The organism is Photobacterium rosenbergii (assembly GCF_033022775.1).
Taxonomy (GTDB): domain Bacteria; phylum Pseudomonadota; class Gammaproteobacteria; order Enterobacterales; family Vibrionaceae; genus Photobacterium; species Photobacterium rosenbergii_A.
Genome location: NZ_JAWJZI010000003.1, coordinates 472674 through 491752, shown reverse-complemented (window position 1 = coordinate 491752; position 19079 = coordinate 472674). Strand labels below are relative to the sequence as shown.

Sequence of the window (19079 nt, the reverse complement as noted above, 5' to 3'; positions counted from 1 at the left end):
TCAATTCCCGGAGAATTAAATCGTGTCTAAGCGTCGCGTAGTTGTTACTGGCATGGGTATGCTATCACCGGTAGGTAATTCTGTTGAATCATCTTGGAAAGCACTTCTAGCCGGTACTAGCGGTATCAGCACTATTGAACATTTTGATGCTAGCGCATTCGCTACTCGTTTTGCTGGTATGGTCAAAGACTTCAACTGTGAAGAATACATGTCGAAGAAAGATGCCCGTAAAATGGATCTGTTCATCCAATACGGCATTGCAGCTGGCGTACAAGCATTAAAAGACTCTGGCATTGAAGTCACTGAAGAAAACGCAGCCCGCATTGGTGTTGCTATCGGTTCTGGCATTGGTGGTCTTGGCTTGATTGAAGCTAACCATCAGGCACTGATGGAAAAGGGCCCGCGTAAGATCAGCCCGTTCTTTGTTCCATCAACAATTGTAAACATGATTGCTGGCCACATGTCTATCATGCACGGTCTTCGTGGTCCAAACATTGCAATCTCTACCGCGTGTACAACTGGCCTTCACAACATTGGCCATGCTGCACGTATGATCGCATACGGTGATGCCGATGCGATGCTAGCAGGTGGTGCAGAAAAAGCATCTACTCCGCTAGGTATGGGCGGCTTCGCAGCTGCTAAAGCCCTTTCTACCCGTAACGACGACCCACAAGGCGCATCTCGTCCATGGGACAAGGATCGTGACGGTTTCGTACTGGGCGACGGCGCCGGTATGATGGTGCTTGAAGAGTACGAGCACGCCAAAGCGCGTGGTGCAAAAATCTATGCTGAGCTTGTTGGCTTTGGTATGAGTGGTGATGCTTACCACATGACGTCTCCAAGTGCTGACGGTTCTGGCGGTGCATTGGCAATGGAAGCGGCTATCCGCGACGCTGGTATCAATGCTGACCAAATCGGCTACGTGAATGCCCACGGTACTTCTACTCCTGCGGGTGACGTGGCTGAAACGCTGGGTATCAAGCGTGCAATGGGCGCAGCAGTAGACAAAGTCATGGTATCGTCGACCAAGTCTATGACAGGCCACCTATTGGGTGCAGCTGGCTCTGTAGAAGCGATTATCACTGCAATGACTCTGGTTGATCAGGCTGTTCCGCCAACAATCAACCTAGACAACCCTGATGAAGGCTGTGATCTGGACTACGTACCAGGCGAAGCGCGTCAGGCAAACCTTGAGTACGCACTGTGTAACTCTTTCGGTTTCGGTGGTACAAACGGCTCGTTGCTGTTCAAGAAAATCTAACGATAACCTGTTATCATAGAGCGGCCCGGTGTTATGCACCGGGCCGTTTTTTTATCTATCGAGTTTTAAACTTTCGACAGGCGGCGAGATGATCCTGATCAACGGTAAACCCGGCAACCAGGTTGCGGTAACAGACAGGGCGATGCAGTACGGCGATGGCTGTTTTACGACTATGCTGGTAGAAAACGGCAAGATCCGGCTGTGGCCTTTTCATCTTGAGCGGTTAAAGGAAACCCTTGCTTTGTTGGCTATCTCCGAGCCTGACTGGACTGAGCTAACTGCTGCTGTAAGCAAACTGGCGGCAAACTACCCGGATAAAGGCGGGCTCAAGGTGTTGATCAGTCGGGGCAGTGGTGGTCGTGGCTACAGTGGTTCAGGCTGCGAAGGTACGCAAGTTGTGGTGTCTGAGTTTGCTTGGCCGGAACATTATGAGCGCTGGCAGCAAGACGGTATTGCGCTGGGAGTATGTCAGCAACGTTTGTCACATTCGCCGATGCTGGCGGGGTATAAGCATCTCAACCGGCTTGAACAAGTAATGCTCAAGCGGGAAGCAGAGCAGCACCAGTGGCTGGATGCCGTGGTAATGGATATTGCTGGCAATGTGGTGGAGTCCATTACCTCGAATATCTTTTGGCGCAAGGGCAACACCGTATATACCCCAAGCCTAGAGCTTTCTGGTGTGAGGGGGGTGATGCGACGGCATGTATTACAGTTGGTAACCGAATTGGATTATTGTTTAGAAATTGTCAATTCACCGCTCGATAGCTTGCTTTGTGCTGATGAAATCTTTATTACTAATGCCCTTATGGCGTTAGTGCCAGTTAACGAAATCAATGGAATAACATTTACCCAGCGCACCTTGCTGGGTGAACTGAACAAGAGGTTGTACACGTGCTAAAGAAGTTGGCAATAGCTGTGATTCTGCTGGGCCTGGTGGCTGCTGGTGGACTGGGTTGGTCGTATCAGCAAGTGAAATCATCGCTGGATATGCAGGCGGAAAACCAGCAGGAAGTCTTGTTGACTGTTAGGGCTGGTACGTCATACCGTGGTCTGCTTAACCAGTTGGTTCGAGAGGATCTTTTTGCCGAGTCGCCATGGACGCGCTGGATCCCAAGGCTTGAGCCGCAATTGGCAAACCTCAAATCAGGTACTTACCAGATTAACCCTGCCATGAGCCTGAAACAGGTTCTGGCGCTGGTGGCGTCCGGCCGTGAGCATCAGTTCGCCATTACTTTGGTAGAAGGCGAGCGCTTTGTCGATTGGCTGGCACAGCTGCGACAAGCCCGGTATGTGAACCATGCAACTGACGGGATGAGCGAAGCGGATATTGCTAAAGCCCTGGGCGCTGATGTCGACAAGCTGGAAGGCTATCTGCTGCCTGAAACCTACCATTACACGGCCGGTACGTCAGATCTTGAACTGCTACGCCGTGCTTACCGTGATATGCAGAACTTGCTGGGCACGGCATGGGATGAGCGTGATGCTGAAATCCCATTGAAAACCCCATATGAAGCGTTGATCATGGCATCGATCATCGAGAAAGAAACGGCAGTGGATGACGAGCGTGGCTTGGTGTCCTCGGTATTCATGAACCGCCTTCATAAAGGTATGCGCTTGCAGACGGATCCAACCGTGATCTACGGCATGGGCGACAAGTACGAAGGCCGGATCCGCAAACGCGATTTGCAAACGCCGACGCCTTACAACACCTATACTATTTTCGGCTTGCCGCCGACACCGATCGCAATGCCAAGTGAGGCTTCGGTTCTGGCTGCGGTGAATCCGGATGACAGCACTTATTACTACTTTGTGGCTGATGGCAAAGGCGGCCATAAATTCTCGAGAACACTGACAGAACATAACCGTGCTGTACGTGAATATTTAAGAATCCTAAGACAAAAATAATGACTGGTAAATTTATCGTAATTGAAGGGCTGGAAGGCGCAGGGAAGAGTACTGCTATCCAGCAAGTGACCCAAGTACTGGCAGAGCAGGGTATTGAAGAGATCACTTCAACCCGTGAACCGGGCGGTACCCCATTGGCTGAACAAATGCGAGCCTTGGTTAAAGAAGGTCACCCTGACGAGCCGCTAACGGATATGGCCGAACTGCTGTTGCTATACGCGGCACGTTCCCAACTGGTTGAAAATGTAATTAAACCGGCTTTGAACCAAGGCCAGTGGGTGGTAGGTGACCGCCATGACATGTCATCCCAAGCCTACCAAGGTGGTGGCCGAGGTTTTGATCGGGTGGTGATGGAGCGTCTTCGCGACACAGTATTGGGTGATTTCCGCCCTGACTTTACTATTTACATGGATATTGATCCGGTACTTGGCCTTGAACGCGCCCGCGGGCGTGGTGAGCTGGATCGTATCGAGAAGATGAATATCGACTTTTTCCACCGTGCACGAGCACGCTTCCTGGAATTGTCTGAAGCTGATCCGAATGTTGTGATTATTGATGCGAGCCAGACACTGGAAGCCGTGACGGCCGATATTCGTCAGGCTGTTAAACACTGGCTGGAGCAACAGTAAGATGCTTTACCCTTGGCAGGAAAGTGTTTGGCAAGGCTGGCAGCAACTGCTTGCACAGGGAAGGATGCACCATGCGATCCTTCTTGTTGCTCCATATGGTAGTGGCCGTGAAGCATTGGCCCGTTATCTGGCGAAAACGGTATTGTGCCAGAATGGGGCGGCAGGCGCTGGCGGTGAGCCTTGCGGGGTATGCCACAGCTGCAAGTTGTTTGAAGCAGGCACCCATCCGGATTTTCACGTTGTTGCGCCATTGCAAGAGGGCAAGCAGATTGGCGTTGATGCGGTTAGGCAATGTAACCGTTGGGCCGTGGAAACCTCACAGCTCGGTGGCGAGCGTATCATCTTGATTGATGGCGCGGATACCATGGGGGAAGCGGCAGCCAATGCGCTGCTGAAAACCCTGGAAGAGCCACCTTCGGGCTGTCAGTTTATCTTGCTGGCCTCTTCGCTTGATAACCTGCTGCCGACCATCAATAGCCGCTGTAACAAGTGGCGGTTGGCGATGCCAACCGAACAAGACACTAAACGCTGGGTAGAAAAGCAGTTAATGCAGACTATCAAGTTGGAAACGGTCAGGCTCAACGGCTCGGCACCGCTGGCGACCCAGCAGTTCATTGAACAAGGTCAGGATATTCGCTACGCCAAGTTGCTGGCTGCCTTTGCTGAGTTTTTGCGGCCGCCATTTATCGGCTTGTATGATGTTGCAGGCTTGTGTACTCAGGAAGGCCACCATAGTCTTAAATGGTTGAGTTATTTCTTGGTCGATTGCTTGAAGTGGCAACAGGGCGCTACCGCGCACTTGGTGCACAGTGAGTCGTTGCCCTTGGTCGAGCAAGCAGCAAATGCGATTGCCCCAATGATCCTGCTGGATCAAACTCGTGCGGCAAATAGCCTTTACCAGAAGCTTGAACGGCATCCGGGGCTGAATGCTGAGCTGCTGATTGTCGAATGGCTAACCGGCTTTATGGCCCAACATTAATGCTTCAGTTAGAGAAGCATCATGAAACCAAAGAATACAGAGGAAAGAACCGTGCTAGTTGATTCGCATTGTCACCTGGATAAATTGGATTACGAGCAACTTCATACAGGGATTGATGATGTGTTAGCCAAGGCTAAAGCCCGTGGCATTGATTACTGCCTGTCTGTTGGGGTGACACTGGAAAGTTTCCCGACCATGATGGAGATGATTGAGCCGCATGATAACGTCTTTGCATCATGTGGTGTTCACCCGCTGGATATCGAAGCTGGCTTTGATTACGACAAGCTGAAAGAGTATGCCCAGCATGAGCGAGTGGTCGCTATCGGCGAAACCGGCCTTGATTACCATTACCAGCCAGATCTTGCTGAGCAGCAGAAAGAGATTTTCCGCCAGCATGTACGCTTGGCGGTAGAGCTGAACAAGCCACTGATCATCCATACTCGTATGGCACGCGAAGATACCTTGCAGATCTTACGCGAGGAAGGTGCCGAGAAGTGTGGTGGTGTATTGCATTGCTTCACTGAAAGCCTTGAGATGGCGCAAGCAGCTATCGAGCTGGGCTTCTATATCTCAATTTCAGGCATTGTTACCTTTAACAAAGCCTCCGAGCTCAAGAATGTTGTCAACCAGTTGCCATTGGAGCGCCTTCTTGTTGAAACGGATTCGCCTTACCTAGCGCCTATCCCATACCGTGGCAAGCAAAACCAACCAGCCTATGTTCGTGAAGTTGCTGAGTATATTGGCCTGCTAAAAGGGGTGCCGGTGGAAGAAGTCGAGCGGGTAACCACAGATAACTTCTTTACGCTTTTTTCGCGAGCTAAACGAAGATAAAGGCAAAAAAGGAGCTTGGGCTCCTTTTTTTTATACCATTTGTCTCTCATCTATTCAACATTCAAAAAAATTAAACAAAAACTGCAATTAAAATCAAAAAAAACTAATTAAAATTGATTTTTAACTTCGTAACGTAAAGTAACACAGCTTACATTACTGAAAGATAATTACAGGTTGGTGTGGGTGGGTTTGTGGTGTATTTTTGTTTTTAATATCAGTTATTTAAATTTAATTTGTGTCTTTTGTAGTCGAAATTTCAACTGTGATCTATATTGAATTTTGAAATTATATTTCATGACGTATTGGTAATTTTGATGGCCATCAAGTTATATTTAGCGCCACATTTTATACTTAACCTGTATTAAAAATGACGGTCTGATTGGCAGATGGCTACGGGGGTAGGCCGCCAATAAAGACTGAAAATCTAAATAAAACACTCACTCAGGAGCACATTATGTTTAAGAACCTTTTTGCGAACCTGCAAAAAGTCGGTAAGGCACTGATGCTTCCAGTATCAGTACTACCGGTTGCCGGTATCCTACTTGGTGTTGGTGCAGCTAACCTTGGCTTCATCCCAGACATCGTTTCTAACCTGATGGAACAAGCAGGTGGTTCGGTATTCGGCCAGATGGCCCTTCTATTTGCTGTTGGTGTTGCACTAGGCTTCACTAACAACGACGGTGTTGCAGGTCTTGCAGCTATCGTTGGTTACGGCATCATGACCGCTACACTAAGCGTAATGGCTGGTGTGATGGGTGTTGAGTCAATCGACACGGGTGTACTTGGTGGTATCCTTGTCGGTGGTGTTGCGGCTTGGGCATTCAACCGTTTCTTCCGTATCCAGCTTCCAGAGTACCTGGGCTTCTTCGCTGGTAAGCGTGCAGTGCCAATCATCACTGGTTTCTCTGCTATCGGTCTGGGTATCGTACTATCTATCGTATGGCCTCCAGTTGGTGCCGCTATCGGTGCATTCTCTCACTGGGCTGCAGAGCAGAACCCAACAGTTGCATTCGGTATCTACGGTATCGTTGAGCGTTCTCTGATCCCATTCGGTCTACACCACGTTTGGAACGTTCCTTTCTTCTTCGAAGCAGGTTCTTGTGTTAACGCTGCAGGTGAAACTCAGAACGGTGTTCTTACTTGTTACCTAGTTGCTGATGAAGCTTCTCGTATCGCTGGTAACGGCTTCGGTCAGCTAGCGGGCGGTTACATGTTCAAGATGTTCGGTCTGCCAGCTGCTGCAATCGCTATTGCTCACAGTGCTAAGCCTGAAAACCGCGTTAAGGTAATGGGTATCATGGCATCTGCTGCTCTGACTTCATTCCTAACAGGTATCACTGAGCCAATCGAATTCTCTTTCCTATTCGTAGCTCCTGTACTTTACGGAATTCACGCACTACTAGCAGGTTCTGCATACGTTGTTGCTAACACCCTAGGCTTTGTACACGGTACTTCGTTCTCACACGGTCTTATCGACTTCCTAGTTCTGTCTGGTAACGCACAGAAGATGGGTCTGATGATTGGTGTTGGTCTGGTTTACGCTGCAATCTACTACGCAGTATTCCGCACTGTAATCAAAGCGATGGATCTTAAGACTCCAGGCCGTGAAGAAGAAGAAGCTTCTACAGGCGCTGTAGCTGAAGGTTCTGAGCTAGCGAAAGACCTAGTAATGGCTTTCGGTGGTAAAGACAACATCACAGGTCTAGACGCATGTATCACTCGTCTACGCGTTGCAGTAGCAAGCGTTGACAATGTTGACCAAGACAAGCTGAAGAAACTAGGTGCAGCAGGTGTTGTTGTAGCTGGTGGCGGTGTTCAGGCTATCTTTGGTACTAAGTCTGACAACCTGAAATCTGACATGGATGAGTGGATTCGTAACAACTAATACGATTTACTGATTCAACAATCCAAAAGGGAGCTTCGGCTCCCTTTTTGTTTTTAAGAGCTTGGCCATAGGTGCTAGGCTATGGGCTATGGGCTATGGGCTATGGGCTATGGGCTATGGGCTATGGGCTATAGGGTTTATGGTTCTGAGGTTCGGTGAGGTCTATGCTGGAGATCAGGGTAGGGGGTTACTAGCATTAGTGCGTAGGGATTGGCATGTTACTTAGCGTATTGGATTTTCTTTTTACTGTCTCAGGAGTAGGGGTGCTGCTTTCAATCATCGGGTTTATCACTGATGATGATCTTTGTCTCAACTAGGGCGAGCTGAGCTTCGAAGCCGGTTTGCTGAAGGGATTGATGGTATTTCTTCTGATGAAGCTTTCAATCGTAATTTAATGGCTGAAAGGCTAACTGATATCAAATTTGTTATTGGGTCAAACTCACATCCGAAAGAGCGTTTTGATGTAGTGGTCCATACCAAAGGAGAAGCAGTTCCTCTTCAGCTTGCCATGGATTCAGAAGAACAAAGTACATATTGGGTGTACTACCCAAAGTATCGCTTTTTCACGATGAACGAAGTAGGCAAGGTTAGGCTATAAAGCCCATCGCCCCAAGAAGCTTCCCACTCTTCCCTGGGCCCAGAACCTAGGACCCCGCTCTTCCCGTTCTTACAACGACAAAAAGAACAGCATCAGCACTGGTACTAGCAAGCTAAGAATAAACCCGCTGACAATGGCGATAGGTACACAGCGTATGCCGCCGCAGTTTTGGATCACCGGTAGGGTGAAGTCCATAGCCGTGGCACCGGCGTAGCCGATAGCGGTGCTAGGGTAGCGGCTGATCATCATAGGGATCAGGCTCAGGGCGACCAGTTCACGCAGTAACTCATTGAGGAACGCGACCCCACCCATTACCGGGCCAAGGCTGTCACCAATTAATATTCCCGCTAACGAGTACCAGCCAAAGCCCGAGGCCATCGCAAGCCCTTGGTTGTAGGGAAGGTCAAGTAACCAAGCTGCAATTAAGCCTCCTGGCAATGACGTTGCGATAATCGTTAACGCAATGATGATACCTTTCTTGTTGAGCAGAATTTGCTTAAGCGTCATACCGCTGTTTCTCAACTGTATCCCTATCAGAAATAGCAACAGTAGCAGAATGACTTCACTGGCCTGATCGACCCAGCCAAGATCAATACCCGCCACTAAGCCGACAACCAGTCCACCGGCCACGACAAAGATCAGCTTCATGGACTCCATCACCATGTCACGTAGCGGAAGAGTCTGGTGCCCATGCTCGGTTTCCGTGGGCATGAACCTATCTAGCAAGGGTAAGGCAAGCAGGTTACAGCCGCTGATAATCAGAAAGAAGACCAGGGTATAGGTAATGATCTGGTTTAGGTTTTGCCCAATATTGTCCAGCCCGGCCAGGCTCAACCCCATTAAGGTCAGGATCACCAACACCAAGCGGCTGGTTTGGGTGTTGATGAAGTCCAAAACCGCGGGCTTATTGACGGTAATGAGGTAGCCGATTATCAGCGGCAGGAAAATATAGAGCATACCAGAGAACATGGTGGTCCTTTTTAATGTCAGAGGGGCAACAGGCGGGATTATCCATAAACCCGCATACAGTCAGCTAGTAGATAGCATGGTGATCAAGCTCACTATTTTCAGCAGCTTATCAGCTTGGCTGAGAATGGGTCAATATCCAATCTCAGCCAATTTATGCGTGCACTGCATGATGGAAGCAGGTTACAGCTTGAAGGGCGTAATTGCCTTTATAGACCGCTGTTACTGATGACAGTCTTGAGGCGCTGGTTGAACTCTTGGGAAGGGAGGTTGGTCAGCTCGTACATGACTTCTGCACCAGCAAGATCGAGTTCAACATGATGATCGTTGATGGCATCATCATTGCTCTTGAACATCAGTAGATGGTGGGCCATGCGGGCGACATCGAGATAACCGGTATCTTCATCAGAAGCTGGATTACGTAAAGACTGGTTGGTTGCGACTTCGAGGTAGTCGATATCAAAGCCCCAGTGTTTGAGGATAACCTTGCTGGCTTCCTGGCAGCTGTGCTGGAAGACATACTTGGCAATATCGATATCAAGATAGTTACCACTATCAAGATAGGACTGGTACTCATGGATCAGGCTGAATAGGCCGATATCGGCAAATAGACCCGCCAGTAACGCTTTCTCGGGCTCTAATTCTTTAGGGAATTCATCATGATTGGCGAGATCATGGCTGATCAGGGCCATGGCGGCGGCAAGTTGGCGCGAACGAACAGCACTTTGCTTGAGTAGCTCGTTACATTCGTTGCTGAAGTGGTACCTGAGCTTTAGCTCTTCGATGGCCTTGGCGGTAATGATATCCCTTACCCTAAAGATGCCCAGACGACTGACAGCCGTGTATATGTCATGGCATACCACACTGCGTCGATTGAACATCAAGGTGTTCGATATTTTGACGATGTAGGCTGTGATGCCGGGATCATCGATAAGCAAGTCTGCAACATCACGAACCGTTGTTTCGTCATCGCTGCAAAGCTTCTGGAGTTTATTGAGAACCGACGGGATAGGGGGAAGGATAAGCCGGTCCTTTTGGACTGCCGATTTAACTAGAGAGCAAAACTCTGACTCCAATCCCTTGATTATCTTGTCGTTTTCAGGTCTTAGCCAAAAAAAAGATACGTGAGTCATTTCTGTATTACGAAAAATAGAGACACCGTTATTCTATCGGGACCGGATAGGGATAGATATAGCGATCGTCAGAATTTCGCGACTTACTGTTTAGGTGCTCAATTTTCAGGCGAATGGAGTAATTTATGTAAGAAACGGGTGGTTAACTTAGCGTTATCCTGCGTGATTAAGAGCTGTTTGTAGTGAACTTCTAGGGGGAGGACTTCAATCCAGCGCTGACAAACCCAGGAAATATCCTCGTATTGAGGAGATGGGTATAACGCACCGATCTCTGGCATGGATTGGAAAAACATTTTTAGCTTTTCAGCAATTTCTTCGTCGCGCGCTAGGATAGGCTCAGACTGCCAATTAGGGTATAGCGTCGAGTCTCCTTGCATCAAGCCATCATTGTCCAATGTAATGCCGTGAAGACGGATTTTCTGTGTTCCTTCAACCACAATAGATAGCAGGTTAGCTTCTGCCTGGTCAAAATTGATGACGTTACACTCTGTGGCGATAGCTGGGATCTGTTTGAGCTCACTCTCTTCCTCTGACTCATTGATCATACAGACGGCAAAAGGTGACTTGTTGGCCAGAGACTCTTTCAGCATTCTCAGATGCCGCTTTTCTACTAGGGTATACGAGGCCCTTCCTCCTGGCAGAAGATGAACGCTTGATGGGTAAAGAGCGGTTTTTTTCATGGTATCGCCTAAAAGAATACCCATAAAATGAAAGTTAGTGATAAGAATAAAGATAGTGGCTACTGCATATTTTGGGACATCCGTCGGTTTTTTTAGCAGTAAAAATCCGGTCGAAATTGGCACAAAACGCTTATTTTTCGCTCCGTAATATGTCTAAATTCTCACTTTTAAATGTTCATTGTTTCATATGTGGCGATTATTTTCAGGCTGTGCCAAAGTCATCTTAATAACGCGATTCGGTTCAGCGTTTCTGGATAAAAGACAAACCATTAACGTTTAATGGGAGAATAATTGTGCTAGGATTCAGGGAAGAGATATTTAATTATTTGCACGAATTTGGTGGCTTTGAAAAACGCTCAATGTTCGGGGGGACAGGCATTTTTATCGACAGTGCCATGTACGCTATCATTACCGATGAGGCATTATTCCTTCGCGGTGGTGATGAACTCGACCAACAATTGACGTTGTTAGGCTGCGAAAAATTCAGGCATATCAAGCGCAGTACGACAGCTGTCGTAAATTATTATGATATTACCCACATCTACCACCAGGACTTGCCGTTAAGTGCAAAGTTGGTTAGGGATTCCATTGCGATATCAACATCTGACAAAAACTACAAGATGTCTGATAAAAGCAAAAGAATTAGAGACTTACCTAATATGCGATTAACGTTGGAGCGTATGGTCAAAAAAGCGGGTGTGCCAGATGTCAGCAGTTTTGTCTCTTTAGGTGCAGTGGAAGTTTTCCGCAAGGTTCGGAAAAGCCAAGGTAAAGATTTGGATGTAAAATTGTTATGGATGTTTGCTGGCGCGATTGACGGCTGCCACTGGACGCTACTGAAAGACGATCAGAAGCAACGCTTATTACGTGACGTTGAATAAGTTGGCTCTCTTATTTTACCAAATCAAAAAAGCCACTGCTCTTCAGTGGTTTTTTATTTTTTACCGAACCAAAGGGCTGTAGAGGGGGAATATCGCGAGTTTTGGGTATATCATGTGATGATAAATCCATGCTGTTCAAAGATATATGCGATTACCACGTTTGACTGGGCCTGTTCTCTCGGGGCTCCATTGCTTCCTTATTGCTGCCGATCAAATGAGCTTTACCCGGGCGGCAGAAATCCTCTGCCTCACGCAAAGTGCAGTAAGCCATAAAATAAAGAATCTGGAAGAATCATTAGGTGTAAAGCTGTTTATACGCCAGCCGCGTAAGCTGACCCTGACGGATGAAGGTAGGCGGCTCAAGGAGGTATTGGCACTTAACTTTGGCGATATTGCCAATGAGTTGAGGGATCTGAGAACACTAGAGCTAAGTGGTGATCTCAATGTCTCTGTACCTCCTACTTTTGCTCAGCGTTGGCTGTTGCCTCGGCTGAGCAGCTTTATGGATAAATATCCTGCGCTTCGGTTTCACTTGCGGACCAGAAATGAGCTGGTGGACTTCCATACTGAATCTTTCGACTGTGCTATCTATTTTGGCAATGGTAAGTATACAGGGCTTCATGTGGTCAAACTCATGGATGAAAGCATGGTACCTGTCTGCAGCCATGAATATGCCGAGCAACATGGCCTGTATGGTAACCCAGCTAAATTGATGTCTTGCATGCTACTGCACGATGCCGCGCCTTGGGCTAGGGCAGGTAAAAACGATGAATGGCAATACTGGGCTCAGCAAAATGGGGTAGTGCTTCCTGAATCGGGGTGTACTTTTGACCGTTCAGACTTGGCTCTTCAGGCTGCTGAACGTGGTATAGGGGTGGCAATAGGGCGGGCTTCATTCATTGCTGAGCAACTGCAATCAGGGCGTTTGGTTACTCCATTTACCTTATCGGTACCCTCTCCACAAAATTATTATTTGGTGTGCCGCAAGGAAATGGCAACGTCACCGCGGGTAAAGGCATTTATCGACTGGCTCGGTGAAGTGCAATAGCGCTCAAGAGGCAGTCTTAACGATTTGCTCCGTGCCAAAAAGAAAACGCCCTGCATGTGCATGCAGGGCGTTTGCTATTTATCAGTTTATCTCTCGATACTTAGAACTTGAATCGAGTTGATAGCATAACCTGATCACCGTAAAGATCGTTGAAACGACCTGTCACGCCGACAGAGAACAGCTCGGTTGCGTGGAAGCGGCCGTAAACGCTACCAATCACTTCTTCGTACTCATCGATGTTCAAGTGGCCTATCGTGCCGCCAACTTCTAGCTGTGGACCCAACCACTGGCGAATACCTAGGTTCACTTCTACGCCGAACTTACCGCTAGAGCTTTTCAGCGCGCTTTTGTTTTTAGCACTACGGGCCTTAAGTTCACCAGTGATGTCAGCCCAGTTGTTCACTGGTGCGTGGAAACCCACACCAAGTGCAGCATCCCAGTCGCTGTCGAATTCAGTATCAACGCTACCGGTAATGTGGGCATTAGGGTGGATAGATGTGCTGAAACCAGCACCGTAGGTCAGCGGGCTGATGCCAATACGAGCTTCAGCGTAGTCATAGCTGAAGTTGCTCATAGTCGGTTGAGCATTTGCCTGAGCGGCCGACACAGATGCCAGGACAAGACCTGAAGCAATTAGAATTTTACGCATGACAAATTTGTCCAATGGGCTAAAAATTAATTGCACTATTTTAATGGACAAAAGGCAGTGTTCATAGCAGTTTTGTGGAATTTTGCTGGTTGTTTTTTACGTATTTTGGCCTAAGAGTCGACCAAATTGGTAAAAAATTGTGATCGCTTTCTGTTCGTTACTGTTTGGAGTTGTAAAGGACAGGAGATACCCTGCCCATAAGTTGTTGCTGAATAAATCGAAATAGCTGATTAAATCAATTCATTGCCTGAGTGTTTCTCTTGTTCAAACAAGGACATGTTCTTCAACGTGGTATCAGCAATATTGCCAAGGGCCTCTTCAGTCAAAAAAGCCTGGTGACCGGTGAAAAGCACATTGTGGCATGCAGATAGGCGGCGGAAGACGTCATCCTTGATCACATCGTTGGACTTGTCCTCAAAGAACAGATCTTTTTCGTTCTCATACACATCAATGCCCAAAGAGCCGATTTTACTGCTTTTCAGCGCCTCGATAGCATCTTTGGAGTTGAGCAACTCACCACGGCTGGTGTTGATGATCATTACCCCATCACGCATTTTGTCGAACGCATCAGCGTTGAGCATGTGGTAGTTTTCTTCGGTCATCGGGCAGTGCAAGGTAATGACATCAGCCTGGCTGTAGATGTCATCTAAACTGGTGTACTCCACACCTAAATCTATAGCGACTGGGTTTTCATATGGGTCGTAGGCAAGAACATTCATGCCCAGTCCCTTTAAAATGCGGATAGTTGCAATGCCGATTTTACCCGTACCGATTACCCCAACGGTTTTGCCGTGGAAGTTGAATCCGGTTAAGCCTTCAAGGGAGAAATTAGCATCACGGGTACGCTGGTAAGCACGGTGGATGCGGCGGTTAAGGCTGAGCATTAGGCCAAGGGTATGCTCTGCAATTGCTTCAGGAGAGTAAGCTGGAACACGGACAACTTGAATACCGAGTGATTTTGCCGCTTCAGTATCGACTTTATCGTAGCCGGCACAGCGCATTGCTATCAGTTTTACTTGGTTTTCTGCCAAAGCTTCCAGCACTGGCCGGCTTAAGTCATCGTTGACGAAGGCACAGACGGCATCATAGCCCTGCACGATTTTGACGGTCTGTGGAGTTAAGCGGAAGTCGTAAAAGTCGAGCTGATGGTTGTAGTGCTGATTGATCAGCTCGAAGGAATTCTGGTCATACTTTTTGGTGCTGAAGACTGCAACTTTCATGGATCACCTTTTCGGGTTGACTGTTCCTCGGCTTAAGCCTTGGAATAGTGTAATTGATCTTATAGTTTTGTGACCAAGATAACACTTTTAGCCCTGTCCCGAAAAGGTTTGTATGACAATTAAATTTGTAGGGTTATATGTCCGACAGCGATAATCGGCGGTGGCTCAGTGCTTCCATGATCCTGTTGGTATCGAGGATCTGCATCCAAGCTAGCAATTCCGCTTCTGATTCATTGTCGATCATATAGGTCGTCAGCTGATCAATGACGATCTGTTTTAGCTGATCACCATTCCATGGCTTGGCAATGTAGTAATCCAGGCTGGCGTTGTTGACGGCCTGCACGGTTTCTTCAAGCCCTGCCTGACCGGTTAGCAATACCTTACGTGCATTGCAGGACTCTTCTTGATGCTTGAGTTCGATAAGAAAATCTATCCCCGTTTCGCCAGGCATGATGTGGTCACACAGAATCAGTGCCAGTGGGATATGATCAGCAATGGTATCGGCAAGGACTTCCTTTGCCTCATCCACAGACTCAGCGGCTTCAATAACAAAGTACTCTTCCAGCGCTCGAAGATCATTGATGACGCTATCAAGGACTTCGCGTTCATCATCAACGCAAAGGATCAGATATTTGTTCATAGGCTCTCCTTAACTGCCTCGCCCAAAGGCAAAGTCACTATCATTTTGGTAAATAATCCGGGTTTGGATTCAACCCTTATGCTGCCATTGTGTTGATGGATGATCTGCTGGCAGACAGATAACCCGATTCCAAGGCCGAAGTTGCCTTCTCGCTTGGTGGTAAAATTCAATTCGAAAATTTTTGCTTGCTGCTCCGGCGGTATACCCTTGCCGTTGTCTTCAACGATGACTTCAACCGCTTGCTGGCCGGTAAGTTCATCAGTGACTTGCCGGGTGATCACTTTGATTTCACCCGGCTCTTCAACAGCATCGAGGGCATTGGATATTAGGTTAGTCCACACCTGTTGCAAGGCGATAGGCTGGCAATAGACTGGGGGTAGCAAGCTGTATTCCTTGACGACGTGATGGCGTTTCAATTTGTTCTCGAAGATCACCAAGGTGTCTTCTAATCCTTCGTGGATATCGACAAAGTGGATGGACTCGTCATCTTGCCGGGCATAGCTTTTCAGGCTTTTGACCAGATCGGCAATGCGCTGGGCGCAGACATTGATAGAGCGCAGGAAGTTGCCCATCTGATAGTAGTTTTCCCATTCCGATAATACCTGCGGTAATTGATTTTTCTGTGGTAGCAGCCATTGCTCGAGGTGGGTTGCGTCATCAATGCCCATTTGAACGACCTTGCGGGCCAGTTGCTTGTCGCCGAGTACTCCTGTTAGTTGCTTGGCGCGTTGGCGGGCTTCAGATGTGGACAAAGGCCGTGACTGCATAGCCTGCTGCATAATCTCATTGCCACGATCCTGATTTTCATGACTGAGGGGGGTGTTGGTGATGGTGCCAATTGTCTGCTTGAGTGTATCGCTGCCGCGCAATATGGCAGAGACTGGATTATTGAGCTCGTGTGCAACACCTGCTACCAGTTGCCCCAGCATGGCCATTTTTTCTTTTTCGACAAGCTGGTGATAGGCCTCGTCCAGCGACTTCAGGGTCTGCTGCAAACGCATTTCGGTTTGAATACTGCCTTTGAGGCGGCGGTTGAAATTACGGAGTAAGAGGTTGGTGAACAATGGCAGCAGTTCACTGCGGGAATTCATAACTTTGTTGAAAAGCTCCCGGTCTAGCTTTATTACATCCGTGCCGCATAGGGTCACCCCTGTCGAGAAAGAGCTTTCGCCGGAGATGAAAGACATACCGCCGACCAGGTGGCCCGGGCCGGCCCTGACTACCTCATGGCGGCAACCGTGCTCATCTTTTTTGTACAGCGCAACTTCACCGCTGGTGATGAACCAGAGGAAGTTATTCGCTTCCCCTTCCTGGGTCAGGATATGATTGGCACTGTAGCTACGGCAGGCACGGGTTTCATCGTTGCTGGCAAAGAACTCGTGCAGTGCATCGATAACCTGGTTGGCCAAACTGGTATCGTCTAGGGTATGGCTGTGCTGGATAAAGCCAGACCGGAAGCGAGACATTTGGCGTTCGATATGGGCATTGAGGATCCGGCGGTGATCAAGTAATTGGCTGTATTTGAGCCAGTCCTCATCAGGGTGTTTCAATACGAAATGAGTGAGCTCTTTGAGCAAGACTTGTTTCAGCTCTTGCGAGTTCCACGGTTTTGTCAGGCAGTAGTGAAGTCGCCCCTCGTTAACGGCCTGCATGATGGTATCGAGCTGAGGCATGTCATTGAGCAGAACCGAGCGTGCTTGTTTACTGGCAGGGTACTGATCGAGGGTGACCAGAAAGTTAACACCTTTGTCATCGCCAAGCTCATTGTCACAGATCACCATTGCGACACGCTGGTTATTGGTCGCAATCTCTTCAAGGATATCGTTGGCTTCCGTAATACTGTAGGCATTATAGATATCAAAAAGATCGGCAAAATCAGCCAAATCCTGATTGAGCTTTTCTACAACCAGAGGATCGTCGTCCAGACAGACAATCGCAAAACTATTCACCATTACACCTTTCACGTCAAAATATTGCTATGTGACTGTTATATTTAGATACTTTGATTTAAGTGTATAAGAAAACAGCAGGCTTGACTGAGAGCCAACTAGCAATCGCGTGAGAATAATTTCATCCCTTGTTTAAGGTGTGACTTGTTTGGATAAATGTCAAAAATTCCTAGGAAATCAATATAGATTGATAAATTCATTGTTCAGCAAGCTATGATAGACTGAGTCTTTCATCTTCAGATCTGGGACCTAAAAATAATGCTAGGAAAAATCGGTGCCGTTGGTGGTGCTGTGGCAGTGGCACTGTGTTGGCCGTTCGCGACGGGACAAATTGGCGAGCGCATTTATCTTGATACACTTGGCCAATATGAGAACCCGTATCTTGCGGTATCCAATGATTCGTATCAACGCGGATACCTTAACTCAGAGGCCGTGTCCAAAATTGAGCTAAAGGATGAGCTGAAGTTTCTTTTTGAAGATGAAGGCCTACCGACCGTTTGGTTTGTTAAGCACCATGTTAGCCACGGATTTATGGGGGTGTCTTCAACCAGCGAACTGCTGGTGGATGAAGAGCTTCAGCCGCTGGCAAATGCACTGTGGGGTGAGAATGTAGCACCTGTTACCTTTACGACCAGCACGGCATTGACCCGAAAGACGGACTTTACCTTTCAGATCAATCCTATCGAAGCAACAGAAGTCAACGGCACCAACGTGGCCGTTTCCCCGTTCGTTATGCAGGGTACGGTTAATGCCAAAGGTGCTGGTGAGTTTGAATACCAGTTACCAGCAGCCAGCCTGACAACGACAGCACAAGAAGAAATGGTGCTGAAAGGTCTCAAAGGCGGCGGAAAGGGGTATCTGGATGGCCAGTTCTGGATTGGTGAACAATCCATGACGCTTGAGGCCGTCAGCTTCAAAGACCTCAACTCTGAACAGAGCTTGGATTTATCTGCTGTGGCCGTTGGCATGGAGAATATCCTGACACAGCCTAAGACCGTGGAAGGTGAAGAAAGAGCGGATCTACAACTGGCCAACTCCAACCATGTCAAGGTGGGTAAGTTGGTAATGCTTGATGGCAGCGAGTACAGCAACTTCAATTTCCAGATGGCCTTTTCCGATCTTGACTATCCATCGTTGAGCCGTTTGGGCGACATGACAGATGATTTGGAAGAGCCACTTACCGAACAGCAAGCCAGGGACGTCTCAGACGCTTTGGATGCATTGGTCGCTAAAGGGCTGGCTTTCTCGGTGAATGATCTGAGTGTCTTGGCACCGGAAGGACAGGTAACCAGTCGCTTGAATATGACGATAGCGCCTGGGATCAGCAATATTTCTCAGAATATCGGTCAAATTGCTCAGAATTTGGGTGGTGATATCCACCTTAGCCTGCCGGTTGACTTGGTCGAATCCGATCCGCTACTCAGTGAGCGTGTCGACATGCTAGAGCAAAGCGCGATTGTCGAGCGCAATGCAACCCATTACTTGCTCGATATGCAGATCGAAGGCGACAAGGTGATCCTATCGAACGGGGACCAGCTGCCTTTTGCAATGCTGTTTATGTTATTCATGTAAGTACTTGCTAATCGCCAAGTCGATGAAACCGCCGAGTGTAACGGCGGTTTTTTTGTATCTAATTCCCCTTCAATTAGGAAGCTTTGCTGCATATAGACAGTAAATAGGTCATACCTATTGATAAAATCGCTTTTTCCAATTTAGTAATTTCAAGGAAATAGACGACACTTATATCAAAAGGAGGTGCTCCTCGGCGTAGGAGAACCAATCTGAAAAGTTACTGCGAAGGGCTGTCACTTAGAGTCGTCGATAG

General features: G+C 48.0%; 18 protein-coding genes. 11 read left to right on the top strand and 7 right to left on the bottom strand.

Going from position 1 to position 19079, the window contains the following annotated elements; translation table 11 throughout:
• Positions 1 to 22: 22 nt before the first annotated feature.
• The 8 genes from fabF (at position 23) to R2X38_RS10075 (ending at position 8088) form a co-directional block, all read left to right on the top strand.
• The gene (gene fabF / locus R2X38_RS10110; RefSeq protein WP_317522097.1) at positions 23 to 1261 is read left to right on the top strand and encodes a beta-ketoacyl-ACP synthase II; all 1239 of its coding nucleotides are present in this window, start codon (positions 23 to 25) and stop codon (positions 1259 to 1261) included.
• A gap of 88 nt (positions 1262 to 1349) precedes the next feature.
• Positions 1350 to 2159 carry an aminodeoxychorismate lyase gene (pabC, locus tag R2X38_RS10105; RefSeq protein WP_317522096.1) on the top strand — a complete coding sequence of 270 codons (810 nt, stop codon included), beginning with the start codon at positions 1350 to 1352 and terminating at the stop codon, positions 2157 to 2159.
• A complete protein-coding gene (gene mltG, locus R2X38_RS10100; protein WP_317522095.1) occupies positions 2153 to 3166 on the top strand; it encodes an endolytic transglycosylase MltG in 1014 nt (337 codons plus the stop codon). The genes pabC and mltG overlap by 7 nt, the downstream gene beginning before the upstream one ends.
• On the top strand, positions 3166 to 3795 hold the full coding sequence (gene tmk / locus R2X38_RS10095) for a dTMP kinase (protein WP_317522094.1): 630 nt from the start codon (positions 3166 to 3168) through the stop codon (positions 3793 to 3795). The genes mltG and tmk overlap by 1 nt, the downstream gene beginning before the upstream one ends.
• A gap of 1 nt (position 3796) precedes the next feature.
• Positions 3797 to 4774, top strand: coding sequence for a DNA polymerase III subunit delta' (gene holB / locus R2X38_RS10090; RefSeq protein ID WP_317522093.1), 978 nt, complete (start codon positions 3797 to 3799; stop codon positions 4772 to 4774).
• A 51-nt stretch (positions 4775 to 4825) separates the two neighbouring features.
• Positions 4826 to 5605 carry a YchF/TatD family DNA exonuclease gene (locus R2X38_RS10085; protein ID WP_317522262.1) on the top strand — a complete coding sequence of 260 codons (780 nt, stop codon included), beginning with the start codon at positions 4826 to 4828 and terminating at the stop codon, positions 5603 to 5605.
• A gap of 454 nt (positions 5606 to 6059) precedes the next feature.
• Positions 6060 to 7490: a PTS glucose transporter subunit IIBC gene (gene ptsG, locus R2X38_RS10080; RefSeq protein WP_317522092.1), complete on the top strand. Its 1431-nt coding sequence runs from the start codon at positions 6060 to 6062 to the stop codon at positions 7488 to 7490.
• Positions 7491 to 7794: 304 nt separating this feature from the next.
• Positions 7795 to 8088, top strand: coding sequence for a hypothetical protein (locus R2X38_RS10075; protein ID WP_317522091.1), 294 nt, complete (start codon positions 7795 to 7797; stop codon positions 8086 to 8088).
• Between the two features lie 69 nt (positions 8089 to 8157).
• Here the strand turns inward: R2X38_RS10075 and R2X38_RS10070 are convergent, their stop codons facing one another.
• The 3 genes from R2X38_RS10070 to R2X38_RS10060 form a co-directional block, all read right to left on the bottom strand.
• Positions 8158 to 9057, bottom strand: coding sequence for a lysine exporter LysO family protein (locus R2X38_RS10070; protein ID WP_317522090.1), 900 nt, complete (start codon positions 9055 to 9057; stop codon positions 8158 to 8160).
• A 206-nt stretch (positions 9058 to 9263) separates the two neighbouring features.
• The gene (locus tag R2X38_RS10065) at positions 9264 to 10187 is read right to left on the bottom strand and encodes an HDOD domain-containing protein (RefSeq protein ID WP_317522089.1); all 924 of its coding nucleotides are present in this window, start codon (positions 10185 to 10187) and stop codon (positions 9264 to 9266) included.
• Positions 10188 to 10285: 98 nt separating this feature from the next.
• On the bottom strand, positions 10286 to 10867 hold the full coding sequence (locus R2X38_RS10060; RefSeq protein WP_317522088.1) for an LON peptidase substrate-binding domain-containing protein: 582 nt from the start codon (positions 10865 to 10867) through the stop codon (positions 10286 to 10288).
• Between the two features lie 293 nt (positions 10868 to 11160).
• On the opposite strand from R2X38_RS10060, the gene R2X38_RS10055 reads away from it, so the two are divergent.
• Both R2X38_RS10055 and dsdC read left to right on the top strand, forming a co-directional pair.
• Entirely contained in the window at positions 11161 to 11748 is a 588-nt protein-coding gene (locus R2X38_RS10055) for a TfoX/Sxy family DNA transformation protein (protein WP_317522087.1), read from the top strand.
• 145 nt (positions 11749 to 11893) lie between these two features.
• Positions 11894 to 12796 carry a DNA-binding transcriptional regulator DsdC gene (gene dsdC / locus R2X38_RS10050; RefSeq protein WP_317522086.1) on the top strand — a complete coding sequence of 301 codons (903 nt, stop codon included), beginning with the start codon at positions 11894 to 11896 and terminating at the stop codon, positions 12794 to 12796.
• Between the two features lie 100 nt (positions 12797 to 12896).
• Here the strand turns inward: dsdC and R2X38_RS10045 are convergent, their stop codons facing one another.
• From R2X38_RS10045 to R2X38_RS10030, 4 genes are all read right to left on the bottom strand, one after another.
• A complete protein-coding gene (locus tag R2X38_RS10045) occupies positions 12897 to 13445 on the bottom strand; it encodes a hypothetical protein (RefSeq protein ID WP_317522085.1) in 549 nt (182 codons plus the stop codon).
• 230 nt (positions 13446 to 13675) lie between these two features.
• A complete protein-coding gene (locus tag R2X38_RS10040) occupies positions 13676 to 14665 on the bottom strand; it encodes a 2-hydroxyacid dehydrogenase (protein ID WP_317522084.1) in 990 nt (329 codons plus the stop codon).
• 133 nt (positions 14666 to 14798) lie between these two features.
• Positions 14799 to 15305, bottom strand: a complete 507-nt coding sequence (locus tag R2X38_RS10035; RefSeq protein ID WP_317522083.1) for a response regulator — start codon at positions 15303 to 15305, stop codon at positions 14799 to 14801.
• Positions 15302 to 17254, bottom strand: a complete 1953-nt coding sequence (locus R2X38_RS10030) for an ATP-binding protein (protein ID WP_317522082.1) — start codon at positions 17252 to 17254, stop codon at positions 15302 to 15304. The genes R2X38_RS10035 and R2X38_RS10030 overlap by 4 nt, the downstream gene beginning before the upstream one ends.
• 258 nt (positions 17255 to 17512) lie before the next feature.
• Between R2X38_RS10030 and R2X38_RS10025 the strand changes: the two genes are divergently transcribed.
• Positions 17513 to 18826, top strand: a complete 1314-nt coding sequence (locus R2X38_RS10025) for a DUF945 family protein (protein WP_317522081.1) — start codon at positions 17513 to 17515, stop codon at positions 18824 to 18826.
• Positions 18827 to 19079 lie beyond the last annotated feature (253 nt).

Coding starts and splice junctions, on each gene's coding strand:
- R2X38_RS10065 (WP_317522089.1), bottom strand. CDS start 10,187: ATGACTCACGTATCTTTTTTTTGGCTAAGACCTGAAAACGACAAGATA.
- R2X38_RS10025 (WP_317522081.1), top strand. CDS start 17,513: ATGCTAGGAAAAATCGGTGCCGTTGGTGGTGCTGTGGCAGTGGCACTG.
- R2X38_RS10045 (WP_317522085.1), bottom strand. CDS start 13,445: ATGCGTAAAATTCTAATTGCTTCAGGTCTTGTCCTGGCATCTGTGTCG.
- pabC (WP_317522096.1), top strand. CDS start 1,350: ATGATCCTGATCAACGGTAAACCCGGCAACCAGGTTGCGGTAACAGAC.
- ptsG (WP_317522092.1), top strand. CDS start 6,060: ATGTTTAAGAACCTTTTTGCGAACCTGCAAAAAGTCGGTAAGGCACTG.
- R2X38_RS10040 (WP_317522084.1), bottom strand. CDS start 14,665: ATGAAAGTTGCAGTCTTCAGCACCAAAAAGTATGACCAGAATTCCTTC.
- R2X38_RS10070 (WP_317522090.1), bottom strand. CDS start 9,057: ATGTTCTCTGGTATGCTCTATATTTTCCTGCCGCTGATAATCGGCTAC.
- tmk (WP_317522094.1), top strand. CDS start 3,166: ATGACTGGTAAATTTATCGTAATTGAAGGGCTGGAAGGCGCAGGGAAG.
- dsdC (WP_317522086.1), top strand. CDS start 11,894: ATGCGATTACCACGTTTGACTGGGCCTGTTCTCTCGGGGCTCCATTGC.
- holB (WP_317522093.1), top strand. CDS start 3,797: ATGCTTTACCCTTGGCAGGAAAGTGTTTGGCAAGGCTGGCAGCAACTG.
- R2X38_RS10060 (WP_317522088.1), bottom strand. CDS start 10,867: ATGAAAAAAACCGCTCTTTACCCATCAAGCGTTCATCTTCTGCCAGGA.
- R2X38_RS10035 (WP_317522083.1), bottom strand. CDS start 15,305: ATGAACAAATATCTGATCCTTTGCGTTGATGATGAACGCGAAGTCCTT.